The sequence below is a fragment of the Pantoea phytobeneficialis genome (assembly GCF_009728735.1).
Classification (GTDB): Bacteria; Pseudomonadota; Gammaproteobacteria; order Enterobacterales; family Enterobacteriaceae; genus Pantoea; species Pantoea phytobeneficialis.
The window spans coordinates 3,608,613-3,623,193 of sequence record NZ_CP024636.1; the positions used below are offsets into that span (position 1 = coordinate 3,608,613).

Below are 14,581 nucleotides of genomic sequence, written 5' to 3' on the forward strand. Positions count from 1 at the left end.
CATTATTTTCTGAATCGCGAAATTTGATGGGCGAAAAAGCCGGGGTTTTTGCGGTCATTTAACGCCTTTGTCTTATTGACAGTGTGATAACTTTTCCAGCGTGAAAAAATGAATCATCTTCAACGAGGTAATGGCATGTCGATTCAGGCAATTGATGGTGTTCTGCAACAGCTTCAGCTGACGTCGTTGCAAGCCAGCGGCCAGCAGAGTGACGCCACTCAGCAGGTGGACTTTGGCGCAACCATGAAAGCGGCGCTGGATAAGATCAGTGAAACGCAAAACAATGCGCGCAGTCAGGCACAGGATTTTGAACTGGGTAAACCGGGCGTGGCGTTAAATGATGTGATGGTCGATCTGCAAAAATCGTCGATTTCTATGCAGATGGGGATTCAGGTCAGGAACAAGCTGGTGTCGGCTTATACCGATATTATGAATATGCAGGTGTAGTCAGCATCACGCATTGACACTGCAAACAAAACGGCGCGATTCCTCGCGCCGTTTTGATGAAAAATTTATGCCCCACCCGGCGCTTATCTCCGGCACTCACAATGGCTTAGCTCTTGAAGGGGCAAGGTCATTATCTCAGACTTATCCGAAAAATACAGCGTCACGCAGGCACATTTGCCAGGTATCGTGATGCCAATCACAAGCATTTTTAACCGTGCTAGTTCATGACCCCGGATTGCGCAAGTTTTTCGGGATTAGCGTATCTCCGGCCATGCCACAGCCGGGATGCCGTTCAATTGTGGTCGGGCAAACAAAAAGCCCTGAAATTTACTGATTCCTGCCGCCTCCAGCCACATCCACTCTTCGGGTTGCTCTACGCCCTCCGCTATCACGGAAATTTCCAGCGAAGCGCAACACTTGATCATGGCATGCACAATTGCCTGTTTAGGCCCGCTTTTGTGGACATCTTTGATAATGCTGCGGTCAATTTTGATTTTGTCCGGCTGGAACTTTGCCAACAGAGACAGGCCGGCAAAACCGGCACCAAAATCATCGAGGGCCACACTGATGCCCGCTGCTTTGAGTTGTTTAATGGCGGCGGTAAATTCGTCGGCGCGTGAGATGGCCTCATCTTCCGTCACCTCAACCACAATCTGCTCCGGGATCAGGCCATTGGCATGAATTTCTTCCAGCAGGTAGTCCACCGCATTTGGCACCATCACCAGCGACATCGGCAGCAGATTAATCGACAGCGTTAATTTCGGGATGTTGAACTGCTTTGCCAGCTTAAATGCCTGGCTTTTGCATTTGAGATCAACCTCATAAGCTTGCTTGCGACTGTATGGGGCAAAAAACTTTTGTGGTGAGCCGCCATCAGCACTGCGAATCAGCGCTTCCAGCGCCAGTACTTCGCGTGAAAAGGGGTCGATAATCGGCTGGAAAGCAAAATGACACTGGACAGAAGCGTCTTGCGGAACATCGATGATTAAATTTTCCTGCTCGTCGGCGATAAATTCCCAGGTGTTGCCGGGCGGGATTTCGAAATAGTTCTCTTTTTCTCCGGCCTCGACAAACGTTCGCAGAAATCGTAATGCCCGGTCTTCAAAGGTAAGCTGGTATTTTGATGTTCCTTTATTGAGCACCGCCTGTAAAACCGTGGCTTTATCGTGTTCGCGTAAATCAAACAGCTCCATCCCGGTATTGCCAAAACGGCGCGCCGGGGCATAGTCGTGCAATAGCTCTACCAGGTTTTGATGGCGGGCGTCTTTACAGATCCGGTCATAGATAGACTGTACAGCATCGGTTGGCCCTTCCAGCAACTGAAAAAAATGCAGCCCGTCAAATAATAAAATGCCCGTCACATCCAATAATTCATTATTTCTATTGGCTTTTTCAACCATGTCTTCCAGTCTTTTCACTGGAACATGGTCGCAGAGATGGCTGCGATAAAGGATGGTTGAGAGCATGGCAGGTTCCGGAACATTATTTTTGTGAGGTCTACATTAACAGAGCATCCAGGGAAAATGTCTCAGACAGCGATTATTTATCTTGAGAAGCGTCTGAAAGCGCTCGACAGGGTAAAAAGCGCTGTTCTGTTTACGTCAAATCGGATTCTTTCTGCATCCGACCGTGTTATGGTTAACGATAAAAATATTAGATTGAAACGACAAATAAAAAGCGTAGTGTGACCTTCGTTAACGGGAGGTGAGCACAATGTTGCGTGATTATTTGAAGATTGATGATAGCGATCGCTTAGTAGAACAGAGCATACAAAGGCTCAACAATCGCGGTCAGGAAGATATTACCGAATGGCGTATTGTCGGGAAGAATGGTGAACATAAGGGCCATGTCTCCCTGTTTGATAAACTGTGCATCCAGCGGTCCTGGAATGTCAGCTACCGTATTACGCAAACCGATGTAAACGGAAGGGTTGTCGTCGATCACTTGACCGACGTGTTGTAATTTTTGCCGTAGTTTTTGTGTTACTTGACCCGCCTGTGAGCGGGTTTTTTGCATTGATACTTTTCGGCGAGTCATTTGCATGGCCGGCACACGGCAGCGAGGGCATCAGCCTCAGTAGAAAAGTCAGATCCGATTATTCCTAATGCGTTATCGATATATTTAACTACCTTTAATCACTGAAGCGTTATTTAAATGGGTAATTTTCACAGAAAAGGAATATAGCATGAGTGATTCAGAGGCAATCAAAACCAAAACTGACTACCTGCGTGATGTCACCTCACAGCTAAAAGAGATGCGTCATTATGCGCAGACCAACACCGAAACTCTTTCCAGTCACTGGCTGGCCTTTGATGCCGGTGAGTATAAAGACAAAGAATATGCCGCACGATTCGATACGTTGATTAATAAGCAGGGAAAACTGCTGGACGATATTGATCAGGCGATTCAGGATATGGAAATCGCCGTCAATCATAACGAGCAGGAGCGCTAAGCCACCAACGCGGTGATTTAGTCGGCCACCAGCCACATATCGGCTTCATCGAACATCTCCTCGATGATGCGTGCCAGGGTGGCTTTATCATTTTTACTCATATCGGTCTCAATGGCGTTCCGTTCCATCGGTTTGACCCGTACCTCAAGCTCCGGAAATACCCGCTGCACGCGTTTTTCCAGTTCCTGCAAGATCATTTCGCGCGCACCGGGTAATCCTGCGACGTTGCGCTTGTCGTAAATCAGCTCCACAAACATTCAGGGCATTCCATTTAATCAATCAGAGCGTCATATTACTGTAAATAAAAACAGTATCAAGCGGCAGGAAGGGGAAAGCTGATAATTTTCTCGACCTGTCTCTCACCACGTCACTTTTTCACGCCAGGAGGGGAAGCATGCGCCAGTTGGTCGTCGATATTTTACTTAAGATGGCAAAGATGGATGTGGAAGCGAAAGAGCTGATGGCACAGGTCGAAGCGCAGTCGCTGTTGCTGGCCGCGTTATTGATTCAGGCAAAGCAGGATAATTCGCTGACCATCAGTGAAACGGTACAGGATGCGATTGTCACCGCGTCTCGCTCCTCTGAAGAGTTTTTGCAGTCTGATGTGGATCTGCTGCTGACCCATATCAATCGCCTGTTGGCAGTGGCGCGTTATGTCGAAGTGAAGGCGATAGAACGTGAAGAGTAAGTGAAAAAATAGAACCTCTGGAGGTGGAAATCCAGCAACACCTCCAGAGGCGGTGCAAAAGCACCATTCGTTCAAGGACAATCTACGACCGAAGTCGTAGAACTAACTTATACAAGTTTTTCGTCCTTGTACAACTTTATCCTGATCATTTTGAGTGGTAGGAGGTGTGAAATCGCGACCACGCAAAACTGAAGTGTTTAAAGTTCGTTCTTAATACAGAACTCTTCCCACGTCATACCTAACGCCGCCGCGTGAGATTTCAGGTAGGTTTCGATGGCCTCTGCGGCCACCGCTTTATCCGGTTCGGCAAGCTGAATAGAAAACAGCATGCCGTCGAGGTTCTTCTGGCGTAAGAACGCGGCATAGATACGTTCTGCGTGCCACTGGTGCAGCGCAGTCAGGGTCATGCCCGCTTGCTGCGCATCATTCTCTGTCAATTCATCCAGCGCCGCCTGGAAATCAGGATGGGCGGCAAAAAACATTTCTCGGGCCTGGGCGTAATATTGTTCTGGCGTTTTCATGCGGAGGTTCCTGCTAATAAACTCGGCGCGTAGTGTAGCGCGCATGCGTCAGCTTGTCAGGAACCAGCCAGATCCTGTGCAGATACCTTGCGCAACGCCCTGGAAAAATTATAACGTAGCCGCCATTGAAGCGAGTGTAGGGATCGAATGATGAAAAAGTGGATGGTATTGACCGCGCTGGCGCTGACGGGGTGTGCGCAAATCAACAATTATGAAGCGGCGGTGAAGACGCCCGCGCCAGCGGAATTGCAGGGCTACTGGCAAACGGTCGGTCCCCAACGCAAGCTGGTGAGCGATCAGGCAATGGGCAGTCTGATTATTGGCGCACAGGGCGATACGCTTGATTGCCGCCAGTGGCAGCGCGTTATTGCCAAACCCGGCAAGCTGACTCGTCTGGATGACCAATGGGTTAACGTGACACGCCAGGTACGTGTGATGCCGCTGAGATTAAATAATGGTGAGCTGCGTTACGATGGCTTGCGGATGCGTAAAGTGGACCGTCCAACCGTTGAATGTCAGCAGGCATTAAAAGAAGTCGCCGCACGACCAAATGACGATGTGATTCAGAATATTGAACCTGAGATTTTGCGTCCGACGCAGAGTGCCGCACAGAATTAATCGTTGAAAAAATAGCGGCAGAGAAAGAGGTTTCGCTGCCGCTACTTCAGGTAACACTCAGACTGACTGACGTGGTACCAATACGCTGCCTTGCTTGCCGTAGGCGCTCATCATGGTTTTCTGCCGTGATGATTGTCCAACCAGCTGTGCCAGTTCATCCAGACGTGCCTGTAACAGGCGTTTGACTTCACTCTCATTGTCAAGGATATGGCGTAGTACCGGGCGAAGTTGCTCCTGAGTTTGCAGCGAAGGTGCGTTATCTTGCGTCGATCGTGCCAACTGTTGCACCGCACTAACGTATTCCATCTCCTTGGTGATTAATTCATCCCATTCGCCGTCTGCGGCAAGGCGCAGCATTCCCTGGCTGAGATCGAGTAACTGCTGGTAAATGGCAATCAGATGCGGTGCGATAGTCATTAAACGGCGTCCTGAAGGTGTTGAGGTTGAGCGACTTCTTTCCAGGCATCAGCGATGTTACGTAGCAGCCCTTCAACTTCTTCGATGGCTTCTACGTCATTACGCAGATTGGCCTGTAACAGACGGCGAACCATGTAGGCGTACAGCCCTAACAGGTTATCGGTGAGTTCATCACCGCTGCCTTCTGCCAGACCCTGTTTGAGTCCGTTTTCGATAATATTGATCGCTTTAGAGAGCGACAGACCTTTGCCCTCCATATTTCCGTCCTGCAAAAACAGACGGGCGCGTACCAGTGCACTGAGCGCACCGTCAAACAGCATCACCACCAGTTGCTGCTGGCTGGCGCTCATGACGGCGCTTTCAACGCCGATTTTGGCATAGGCTTGGGTGCCATTTGCGCTATACATGAATCACTCCTTATGAGGATGAGCTACTGGTCGTCGTGCTGGAGCTGCTTGAAGAATCAAACTGCTGCGTCAGGTAGCTACTGGTACTGTTTAACTGACTCATCAAAACATCGAGGGCAGTAAACTGTGTTTTATAACGCGCGATCAGGTTATCGATACGCGTACTCATATCGTTGTACTGATCAGTCAGATCATTCAGGGTTTTACTCACGCCATCGGTGGCCGCCTGAACGATACCGGTGGTAGAAAGCCAGCTGGTCAGGTTGGTGGCGATGGTGGTGGTGATGCCAGTGGTGGTGCCATCGCCAACGATCATCTCTTTCACGCCATCCGGGTCGCTGGTCAGGGCGGTTTCCAGTTCATCGGAATCCAGCTCCAGCTGACCGGATGTCGGGTCAGTGGTAATACCGATCTGCGCCAGCGTTTTATAGGTTGAGCTGCTCTGCGCATTGGTCAGCATGCTTTTCAGCTGCGTCTGAATGGTACGCAGGGTGCTGTCACCGAGCAGCGCGCCGTTGCTGGAGTCCTGTGAATCTGAACCCACGTCCACTGCGGTATATTTGGTCAGGGTGTCGAACTGTGTCAGCAGGGTGTTGTAGGCATCAACCCAGCTCTCAATCGCGCTTTGCGCTTTCGACGAGTCTTTGGTGATGCTTAATGTCGCGTTACCGGTGGTGGTGTCATTGAGTTTGAGCGTAATGCCCTCCAGCGCATCACTGATGGTGTTGCTGCTGTTCTCAATTTCAACGTTGTTTACCGTCAGCTTGGCATTCTGAGCCGTGACGCTTTCCGTCATGGCGTTGCTGCTGGAGGTTGAGTCATATCCTACGATGCCTTGCAGGGTGTCATCGCCGGTCACGCTGATGCTGCTAACGGCATAATCGCTGCCGGTTTCTGACGACGTCAGTGACAGGCGATAGCTGCTATCACCGGTTTTAATAATGGTGGCGGTAACACCGGCATCGGCACTGTTGATGGCATCACGCATACCCGTCAATGACGTCTGATCGCTGGTCAGGGTGATGTCTTTACTGGTGCCATCCACCAGGGTAATGGTCATCGTACGGCTGCTGGCAGAGCTGTCGCCCAGCGCGGTGCTGTTGCTGGTCTGTGTTGCTGAAGTCAGGGTTTGTGCCTGCGCCAGCTGTGACACGCTAATGGTGTAGTTTCCGGCTACTGTGCTGCCAGATGTCGTGGCGCTAAAGGCACTGGAACTGCTGGTGGCAGATGTCGCAGTAAAAAGGTCTGCGTCATTCAAGGCGGTATTCGCGGTCTGGAACGTGGTCAATGCGCTTTTCAACGTACCGTAAGCGCTCAGCTTGGCGGTATAAGCTGTCTGCTGAGTAGAGATAGGATCTAATGACGCTTTTTCGGCGGTTTCCAGACTATCCAGAATGCTACTTAAATCGAGGCCTGAACCGACACCCAGGGTAGAGATACTTGCCATGTTGTTTCCTTTTTATGTCGACACGGAGAGTGAATACCGGGGTTATCGGCTTTCGATGGGGAAAGTTTAAAATTATTTACCTGCGAGTAATAAAGCGAATAGCGCATATAGAGAAGGGTATTTCTGACGCTAGAAAAGTGATCATTTATATCTAAAGAAGTCAGCGGGTCGGGCGATAAACATAAGCGTGACAGGCTGAAGACAAAAATTTTTGCCTGGTACTAAAAAAAATCTAAAGGTTGTTTAAGGGCAGACGATAACAACTTTGACGGCGCTGAAGCCGGCGGGTTGAAGCCCACACCTTAACCGAAAGACTTGATTAACAGGAATATTTATCATGGCCCAAGTCATTAATACCAACAGCCTCTCGCTGATCACTCAGAACAACATCAACAAGAACCAGTCTGCTCTGTCTACTTCTATTGAGCGTCTGTCTTCTGGTCTTCGTATTAACAGCGCTAAAGATGACGCAGCGGGCCAGGCAATTGCTAACCGCTTCACTTCTAACATCAACGGCCTGACTCAGGCAGCTCGTAACGCCAACGACGGTATCTCTGCTGCGCAGACTACTGAAGGCGCACTGTCTGAAATCAACAACAACTTACAGCGTATCCGTGAACTGACCGTACAGGCACAGAACGGTACCAACTCTGATTCCGACCTGTCTTCAATCCAGGACGAAATCAAATCACGTCTGGATGAAATCGACCGTGTGTCTGACCAGACCACTTTCAACGGCGTGAACGTGCTGTCTAAAAACGGCTCAATGAGCATTCAGGTTGGTTCTAACGATGGCGAAACCATCGACATCAACCTGGAGCAGATCGACTCTTCAACTCTGGGTCTGAGCGGCTTCTCTGTTTCTAAAAACTCTCTGGATGTGACCGACGCGGTTACTCAGGTTGCCGATACTGGCGGCGTGATGACTGATGTTGACATGTCAGACGTAGCAACCAAACTGGGCGTGAGCAGCGGTACTCTGTCTCTGCACCAGATCTCTGGCACCAACGAATATGTTGTTCAGTCTGGCAGCGATTACTACTCTGTATCTGTTGATAACAGCGGTGCAGATGCCGGTAAAGTTGAACTGAACACCACCGACGTTTCTTACGGTGACGAATCTAACGGTATCGCCACTAACGGCGCGGTACAGAGCGGTCAGCTGATTAAAGTTGGCACCGACAGCAGCGGCAACGCAACTGCCTACGTCACCATCCAGGACAAAAACTACAGCGTGTCTTCTGGCCTGCTGGCAAACAGCTCCGATGCAACTGCTGCGACTTCTGGCGCAACTTCAGGTATCGAACTGAGCTCTACCGGTGGCGTGACTGCAACCACAGAATTCTCTGGCGCAGCAACTGCTGACCCGCTGGCGCTGCTGGACAAAGCTATCGCTAAAGTTGATACCTACCGTTCAAGCCTGGGTGCGGTGCAGAACCGTCTGGACTCTGCTATCACCAACCTGAACAACACCACGACGAACCTGTCGGAAGCGCAGTCCCGTATCCAGGATGCGGACTACGCAACAGAAGTGTCGAACATGTCTAAAGCACAGATCATCCAGCAGGCAGGTAACTCCGTGTTGGCGAAAGCTAACGCCGTACCTCAGCAGGTTCTGTCTCTGCTGCAAGGCTAATCAGCGTAACAGGCGTTATCCAAACAGACTTGTCTGGCATAACGAGTTACTGAATCTGATTAACGTAAACGAAGGGTGTTTATACACCCTTCGTTTTTTGCTTTCTGCAAGCCAGAACACGCTCCCCAGGGTGAATATGTAGGCGGCAAATAGTCGTGAATTAGGCCTTTATCTCACGATTGAAAAGGTTTATCCGGTGTTAATTTTAATCTCATTTAACCGCCCGGATCCCTCCTGGCACTTTAGCAGAGTCATCCCATTCTGGCTTCGGTAAGAGCAGATAACTTGTCAAACCGGAGGGGATAAGCAGGAGAGTTTCAATGAACTATTTCGATCAGATCAGTTTCGGTTCAGACGAAAGCATTATGAATTTGTTAGATAATCGTCGCAGTGCGCTACTGACGGATATTCAGAAACAAATCATGTTTAAACGACACGTTGAAATCGTCAACCTTGAGCTCTCATACAGTTGTAACCGGAAGTGCGATTATTGCCCGGTAAGTTTTTCGAATCGTCAGTCAGTGCAACGCTTCATGGACCAGACTTTATTAGAAAAGATCTGTCATGAACTGGCGGCAGTTCGTTATGAGAATCGCATCTCGTTAAATCTTTATAACGAACCGTTAATGGACCTGGCACTGGAAAGCAAAATTGCTTTGATAAAACGCACGTTACCCTATACCCATGTGGCATTTAACAGTAATGGGGATTATCTGGACAGCGAACGCTTGGCTACCTTAGCTGAAAGTGGACTGGATGCCATATGTGTGACGTTACATCCCAATGCGAACGTCATACAAAGTGCATCCTCCATTTGTCGGCGAGTGCATAAAATTGTCGAGCGATTGGGTTGCGAACACTTGTTTGCCGATTTCAGTGTAGATGATGTGACGCAGTCAACGAACATTGAGTTCAGCCTGCGGGGCGTAAAAATTAAGGTTCAATGGCCAGACTGGCGCAAAAGCGGCACAAATCGCGCGGGATTATTAACAGAACATGTTGCGAGCAGTGCGATTCGTACGCAGCCCTGTGTGAAGCCATTTAGAGAATTCACTATTTTCTATGACGGTACGGTTCAACCTTGCTGCGAAAGTTTTCTTGATGACAAGACTAATCTTGCTTCAGCAGGGAGTTTACAGACGTTGTCAATCTATGACATCTATGCTGGGAAAATGCTAAGTAATTTCCGTAAAGGGTTATTTGATTTTGGCCTGAAAAAAGGAATTTGTGCTTCTTGTACTGTTGCGGACTATAGCCGTGAAGAAGATGATGCTGAACGCAAGCGTATATTACAGGCGTTATAAATCAAGGCATTTCCGGGCATTTTATCAAAGAGAAAAGACATGAGAGACATTGAAGATTTTATTACTGGTGAAAGTCGCTATTTCGAACCCATGCTGATGCGTGCAACTCAATCGACAGCAGCGCAGCGGGAACAATGGCGTACGGAGACGATTCGGGAACGCCAGGAGCGTATTTCACTTGAAGTCTTTGAACAGTTAGAGGGCCATGTTAAATACGGTCCTTTTACTGGCATGAAACTCGATCGTAATACCTGGTGGGGTAAGCTTGATCTTGCGTCACAATGTCTGGGTTTATATGAAAAAGAGATTCTTGATATTGTCGGAGAAATAAATCCCGATCAGTACAGCCGATTTATCGATATTGGTGCTGCTGATGGATATTATGCTATTGGGATGCTGCTTTCCGGTAAATTTAACAAGACATCTTGCTTTGAAATAACGGAAAAAGGGCGCGAAGTCATCGCCAAAAATTGGCAAAACAATGGTTCACCCGGTGAATTGCATATTTTTGGTGAGGCGACTGAGAAGAGTCTCGCCGCGCTATCTGCGGAGGAAAGGAACAACGCGTTTGTACTGGTGGATATTGAAGGGTTTGAGTTTGAATTGTTGAGCGAAAAAACACTTTCGTTGCTGCAATCCTGTACTGTTATCATTGAAATTCATCATTGGGTTGATGATTTTTTGCCACGTTATACAAGGTTATTGCGCACAGCAAGTCAGTTATTTGACCTCGAGCTGCTTAAACCTGTCGAGCGTGCCACACTCCATCTGGCTGAGCTGCGTGATTTAACCGACGACAACCGTTTACTACTGACTTCCGAGCGACGTCCGGGTGTTATGCGTTTCTTAAAACTTTCGCCAAAATCACCGGCCATGTGACATTCAGCAGCGCCTGATTGCTGACCAAAACGGTATGAATAGGCGGCGATTCACGGTGTTGCTCGACGGATTGAATCCAGAGAGGCTCTTTATCATGAGGAATACTCGTCTTTCTGCGCCTGACAAAGAGTGCTGGCGCAACGTATTCCAGCGAAGGGCCTCTGATGAATCACTCTCCACTTGTCAGCATTATTATCACTGCACACGTTCCCGTCTGGCTGGAGGGATCGCTTAAAAGCGCCCTGGCACAGGACTATCCGCATTGTGAGATTCTGGTCTCCGATACCAGTGGCAAACAGTTTATTGGTCAACGGTTACAACCTTATCTCAATCAGCCAGGACATACCGTCAGGCACTTAATCTTTCCAGCTGGGTACTCAACAGCACTGGCTGAAGCGATCCATTCGGCACAAGGCAAATACATTAAGTTGCTGAGTTTTGCCGATCAATTGGCACCTCAATGTGTTTCAACGATGGTCCAGGTGTTAGAAAGCCTGCCTCAGGCGGTGTTGGCTGTCTCCAAACGTAAGCGACTTGATGCAGGCGGTGAGGATGTGGCGGATACGTTATCCACAGCGGCATTTTTGCCACAACCGGGGCTGGTAAAGGGTACCGACCTGCTGCGTTATCAATGTCGTCTCAGCTACAACCTGATCGGTGACCTCAGTGCGACCTTAATCAGGCGGGAGTGCCTGTTGGCACTGATGCCAGAACCAGAGGCGCTGTTCACCCTTGAGAATGAAACATTAGCACCAGCAGGTGCACTGGTTTTGTATAGCAAATTGTTAGCACAAGGTGATGCGGTTTGGTTCCCGACCCCACTCTGTGCAGTACGCGTTTCTGATGTCCATCCTCAACCTCATCAGATCGAGGATGACGAGCCGGCTCGGACGTCGCGAGAGAGAGTGATTCAGTTTTTGCGGCAAGCATCCTGGCAGAGCAGCGCAAAAGGGCCATCAGAGCTCATCTCTGTTGCGCCCTTATCACAGCCAGCGGCATTTACGCAGCATAATGTCAGGCAGTTGCAATATCATGCACTCAGTCTCAGTACGCTTTTTCACTGGAATGCGGTTCGGAGTCTGAAGCCAGTTCACCAGGCGGCGCTGCAACAGTTGAGCGATCGTTCACCACAGCCTGCGAGCCTTGCGATCATCATTATCGTCACGCCTGAAAATGTAGAGCAGCTGAATGACACGTTAACATCCCTGAGTGATTTTTCTTCGCCATTATTGGTACTTACCCCTTTATTGGTCGGTGAGGTAACTGACAATACGCAGGGAGCCCCAGCCTGGCCTGCATCAGCTGAATCCCGACTTGCGATAATTAACCAGCTTATTGCTGAACAGACGTACACTTGGTTGATGTGTGTTGAGGCCGGAACACGTTTTAATCTCTCCGGGCTAATGGCGTTGTCTACCACTTTGCCATCACGGGATGACGTGTTGGCGCTGTATGCAGATGAGTATTTCTATATTGAACAGCAACCCGCAGGTCTGGCATTCCGCCCGGATTTCAATCTGGATATGTTGCTCAGTTCACCGAAGTCCATGGCACGACACTGGCTATTTCGTCGTGAACTGTTACTCGCAGCAGAGGGGTTTGACATCAATTTTAACCAGTCAGCTGAACTGGATCTGATCGTCAAACTGATTGAATCGCAGGGGTTGAATGTTGTCGGTCACCTCGCGGAACCACTTCTGACAGCTCATCTTCGACCACGAGATATTGCGCAGGATGCACAGATTATCCAGCGTCATCTGCACAACCGTGGTTATGCAGAGGCGGAAATTGCGCTTGATGGCTACTACAACTATCGGCTGCGCTATAACCATGCTGATCAACCCAAGGTTTCCATAATCATTCTGGCCGGGGAAAGCCTGGCGGCGTTGATCACCTGTGTCACAACATTGATGGAGAAGACACGTTATCAGCATTACGAGTTGATGATCGTGGCTGACAATCAGCGTAGCCAGGAGCGCGATAACTGGCTTGAGGCGATTGCAACCGTTGATGTAGAGCGTATCCGCGTCGTGCGTTACGACGGTGAATGGCATCAGGGCGCAATGGCGAATCTGGCAGCAGAACATGCACAGGGCGAATACCTGATGTTTCTGCACAGTGAGCTAGCCATTACGGATGGCGAGTGGCTGGCGAATTTGCTCAATCACGCGCAACGCCCGGAAGTGGCGATTGTGGGAGGCAAGCAACTGTCGGCGGATAATAAAGTGCGCCATGCGGGCTTTGTCCTTGGTGTTAATGGCATCGCTGGCGATGTATTTCGCGGCCAGGACGATAAGGCTCCGTCTGCGCTTGGACGCCTACATCTCGATCAAAACTACAGTGCCGTATCAGGCGACTTTATGCTGGTTCGTTTTACGGTGTTTGCCGCTCTGAATGGTTTCGATGAAACCCTGACGCTATTCACTGACGTTGATCTTTGCCTGCGCGCCCGAAATCAAGGCTACCTGACAGTGTGGACGCCCTATGCCCGTGTATTGCGGGCGGCAGATCGAAAACGTCCGTTTGCGGGCGTGTCGATCCAGGCTGCGGCGCGACTCAAGCAACAGGAAGAGGATTTGCTGTTGCAGCGCTGGTTACCGTTAGTTGGACGCGACCCAGCGTATAACACCAACCTGTCGCAACGTGGTCGACATTTTGATATCAGCAATGACAGTGAAATGTGCTGGCAGCCAGTGAGAAGTGCGGGTTTACCACAGCTGTTACTCCATCACTCAGATACGGCGGGTTGCGGTCACTATCGTATGCTGCAACCCTTGCACGCGATGCAAATGGAAGGCAAGGCACAGGGTAATGCCTCTCTCTCATTGCTTAACCTGAGTGAGGTGGCACAGTATCGTCCAGACAGTTTGATTATCCAGCGCCGGTATGCACCTGCCTTTCATACCTGGATTGAGCGTGCCGGTAAGATTCCCGAAATGTTCAAAGTGTTTGAGCTGGATGACTATATTCTTAATTTGCCCATGAAACACTACAACCGCGCCAATTTCCGGCAGGAAGTATCGGGGCATTTACGTAAAAGCCTGAGCTATTTTGACCGCTTCGTGGTGTCGACACAGCCACTAGCAGAGGCCCTGTCGTCTTTCCACCCTGATATTCAGGTGGTGCTTAACCGTTTGCCGGTTAACTGGTGGGGAGGGCTACACAGTCTACGTGGGCAAGGGCGTAAACCCCGTGTCGGCTGGGCTGGTGGCTCCAGTCATCAGGGGGACCTGGAAATGATAGCGGATGTGGTCAAAGCGCTTGCCAACGAAGTGGAATGGGTGTTCATGGGGATGTGCCCGGAGAAACTGCGCCCTTACGTGCATGAACATCATTCAGGCGTGGACATCAGCCTTTATCCGGCCACGCTGGCTGCACTGAATCTGGATCTGGCTCTGGCACCGGTAGAGGATAATATCTTCAACGATTGCAAAAGCAATCTGCGCTTGATGGAGTATGGCGCTTGTGGCATCCCGGTGGTGTGCAGCGATGTCCAATGTTATCGCCACACTAACTTACCGGTGACTCGCGTGAAAAATCGCTTCAAAGATTGGGTCGATGCGATCCGTATGCATCTTAATGACCTGAATGAAAGTGAACGAACCGGTCTCGCCCTCCAGCGGCAGGTGCGTGAAGAGTGGATGCTCAAAGGCACCCATGTTGATAACTGGCTCAAAGCCTGGAGCGCCTGATTACTGTGGCACGCAGGCTGGGTATCCCATCCAGCCTGTTTCCTTTGATATGAAAAATGCCGCGTTTTTGCCC

At 49.8% G+C, this 14,581-nt stretch carries 15 protein-coding genes; 8 read left to right on the plus strand and 7 right to left on the minus strand.

The window, feature by feature from the left end:
* Window positions 1-135: 135 nt before the first annotated feature.
* On the plus strand, window positions 136-447 hold the full coding sequence (fliE, locus tag CTZ24_RS16645) for a flagellar hook-basal body complex protein FliE (RefSeq protein ID WP_021182870.1): 312 nt from the start codon (window positions 136-138) through the stop codon (window positions 445-447).
* 254 nt (window positions 448-701) lie between these two features.
* Here the strand turns inward: fliE and CTZ24_RS16650 are convergent, their stop codons facing one another.
* Window positions 702-1,913, minus strand: coding sequence for a diguanylate phosphodiesterase (locus tag CTZ24_RS16650; RefSeq protein WP_208724113.1), 1,212 nt, complete (start codon window positions 1,911-1,913; stop codon window positions 702-704).
* A gap of 286 nt (window positions 1,914-2,199) precedes the next feature.
* Window positions 2,200-2,463 (minus strand): hypothetical protein, encoded by a 264-nt coding sequence (locus tag CTZ24_RS26935; RefSeq protein ID WP_208724114.1) that lies wholly within the window; start codon window positions 2,461-2,463, stop codon window positions 2,200-2,202.
* 169 nt (window positions 2,464-2,632) lie between these two features.
* On the opposite strand from CTZ24_RS26935, the gene CTZ24_RS16660 reads away from it, so the two are divergent.
* The gene (locus tag CTZ24_RS16660; RefSeq protein WP_208724115.1) at window positions 2,633-2,899 is read left to right on the plus strand and encodes a hypothetical protein; all 267 of its coding nucleotides are present in this window, start codon (window positions 2,633-2,635) and stop codon (window positions 2,897-2,899) included.
* A 17-nt stretch (window positions 2,900-2,916) separates the two neighbouring features.
* Here the strand turns inward: CTZ24_RS16660 and CTZ24_RS16665 are convergent, their stop codons facing one another.
* Complete coding sequence (locus CTZ24_RS16665; protein ID WP_013509539.1) at window positions 2,917-3,156, minus strand: DinI-like family protein; 240 nt, start codon at window positions 3,154-3,156, stop codon at window positions 2,917-2,919.
* A gap of 137 nt (window positions 3,157-3,293) precedes the next feature.
* Between CTZ24_RS16665 and iraP the strand changes: the two genes are divergently transcribed.
* The gene (iraP, locus tag CTZ24_RS16670; RefSeq protein WP_021182877.1) at window positions 3,294-3,587 is read left to right on the plus strand and encodes an anti-adapter protein IraP; all 294 of its coding nucleotides are present in this window, start codon (window positions 3,294-3,296) and stop codon (window positions 3,585-3,587) included.
* A 197-nt stretch (window positions 3,588-3,784) separates the two neighbouring features.
* Here iraP and CTZ24_RS16675 read toward each other — a convergent pair whose 3' ends face one another.
* Window positions 3,785-4,108, minus strand: a complete 324-nt coding sequence (locus tag CTZ24_RS16675; RefSeq protein WP_208724116.1) for a DUF6388 family protein — start codon at window positions 4,106-4,108, stop codon at window positions 3,785-3,787.
* Window positions 4,109-4,258: 150 nt separating this feature from the next.
* On the opposite strand from CTZ24_RS16675, the gene yedD reads away from it, so the two are divergent.
* On the plus strand, window positions 4,259-4,726 hold the full coding sequence (yedD, locus tag CTZ24_RS16680) for a lipoprotein YedD (RefSeq protein ID WP_208725577.1): 468 nt from the start codon (window positions 4,259-4,261) through the stop codon (window positions 4,724-4,726).
* 57 nt (window positions 4,727-4,783) lie between these two features.
* On the opposite strand, the gene fliT is transcribed toward yedD, so the two are convergent.
* Genes fliT through fliD form a run of 3 tightly spaced genes read right to left on the minus strand, consistent with a single transcriptional unit; the run spans window position 4,784 to window position 6,997 of the window.
* Window positions 4,784-5,143 (minus strand): flagella biosynthesis regulatory protein FliT, encoded by a 360-nt coding sequence (gene fliT / locus CTZ24_RS16685; protein WP_021182880.1) that lies wholly within the window; start codon window positions 5,141-5,143, stop codon window positions 4,784-4,786.
* Window positions 5,143-5,550 (minus strand): flagellar export chaperone FliS, encoded by a 408-nt coding sequence (gene fliS / locus CTZ24_RS16690; RefSeq protein WP_021182881.1) that lies wholly within the window; start codon window positions 5,548-5,550, stop codon window positions 5,143-5,145. The genes fliT and fliS overlap by 1 nt, the downstream gene beginning before the upstream one ends.
* 10 nt (window positions 5,551-5,560) lie before the next feature.
* On the minus strand, window positions 5,561-6,997 hold the full coding sequence (gene fliD, locus CTZ24_RS16695; RefSeq protein WP_021182882.1) for a flagellar filament capping protein FliD: 1,437 nt from the start codon (window positions 6,995-6,997) through the stop codon (window positions 5,561-5,563).
* Window positions 6,998-7,334: 337 nt separating this feature from the next.
* Between fliD and CTZ24_RS16700 the strand changes: the two genes are divergently transcribed.
* The 4 genes from CTZ24_RS16700 (at window position 7,335) to CTZ24_RS16715 (ending at window position 14,508) form a co-directional block, all read left to right on the plus strand.
* A complete protein-coding gene (locus CTZ24_RS16700) occupies window positions 7,335-8,633 on the plus strand; it encodes a FliC/FljB family flagellin (RefSeq protein WP_021182883.1) in 1,299 nt (432 codons plus the stop codon).
* A gap of 320 nt (window positions 8,634-8,953) precedes the next feature.
* A complete protein-coding gene (locus CTZ24_RS16705; RefSeq protein ID WP_208724117.1) occupies window positions 8,954-9,937 on the plus strand; it encodes a radical SAM/SPASM domain-containing protein in 984 nt (327 codons plus the stop codon).
* 39 nt (window positions 9,938-9,976) lie between these two features.
* A complete protein-coding gene (locus tag CTZ24_RS16710) occupies window positions 9,977-10,816 on the plus strand; it encodes a hypothetical protein (protein WP_208724118.1) in 840 nt (279 codons plus the stop codon).
* Between the two features lie 164 nt (window positions 10,817-10,980).
* A complete protein-coding gene (locus CTZ24_RS16715; protein WP_208724119.1) occupies window positions 10,981-14,508 on the plus strand; it encodes a glycosyltransferase in 3,528 nt (1,175 codons plus the stop codon).
* Window positions 14,509-14,581 lie beyond the last annotated feature (73 nt).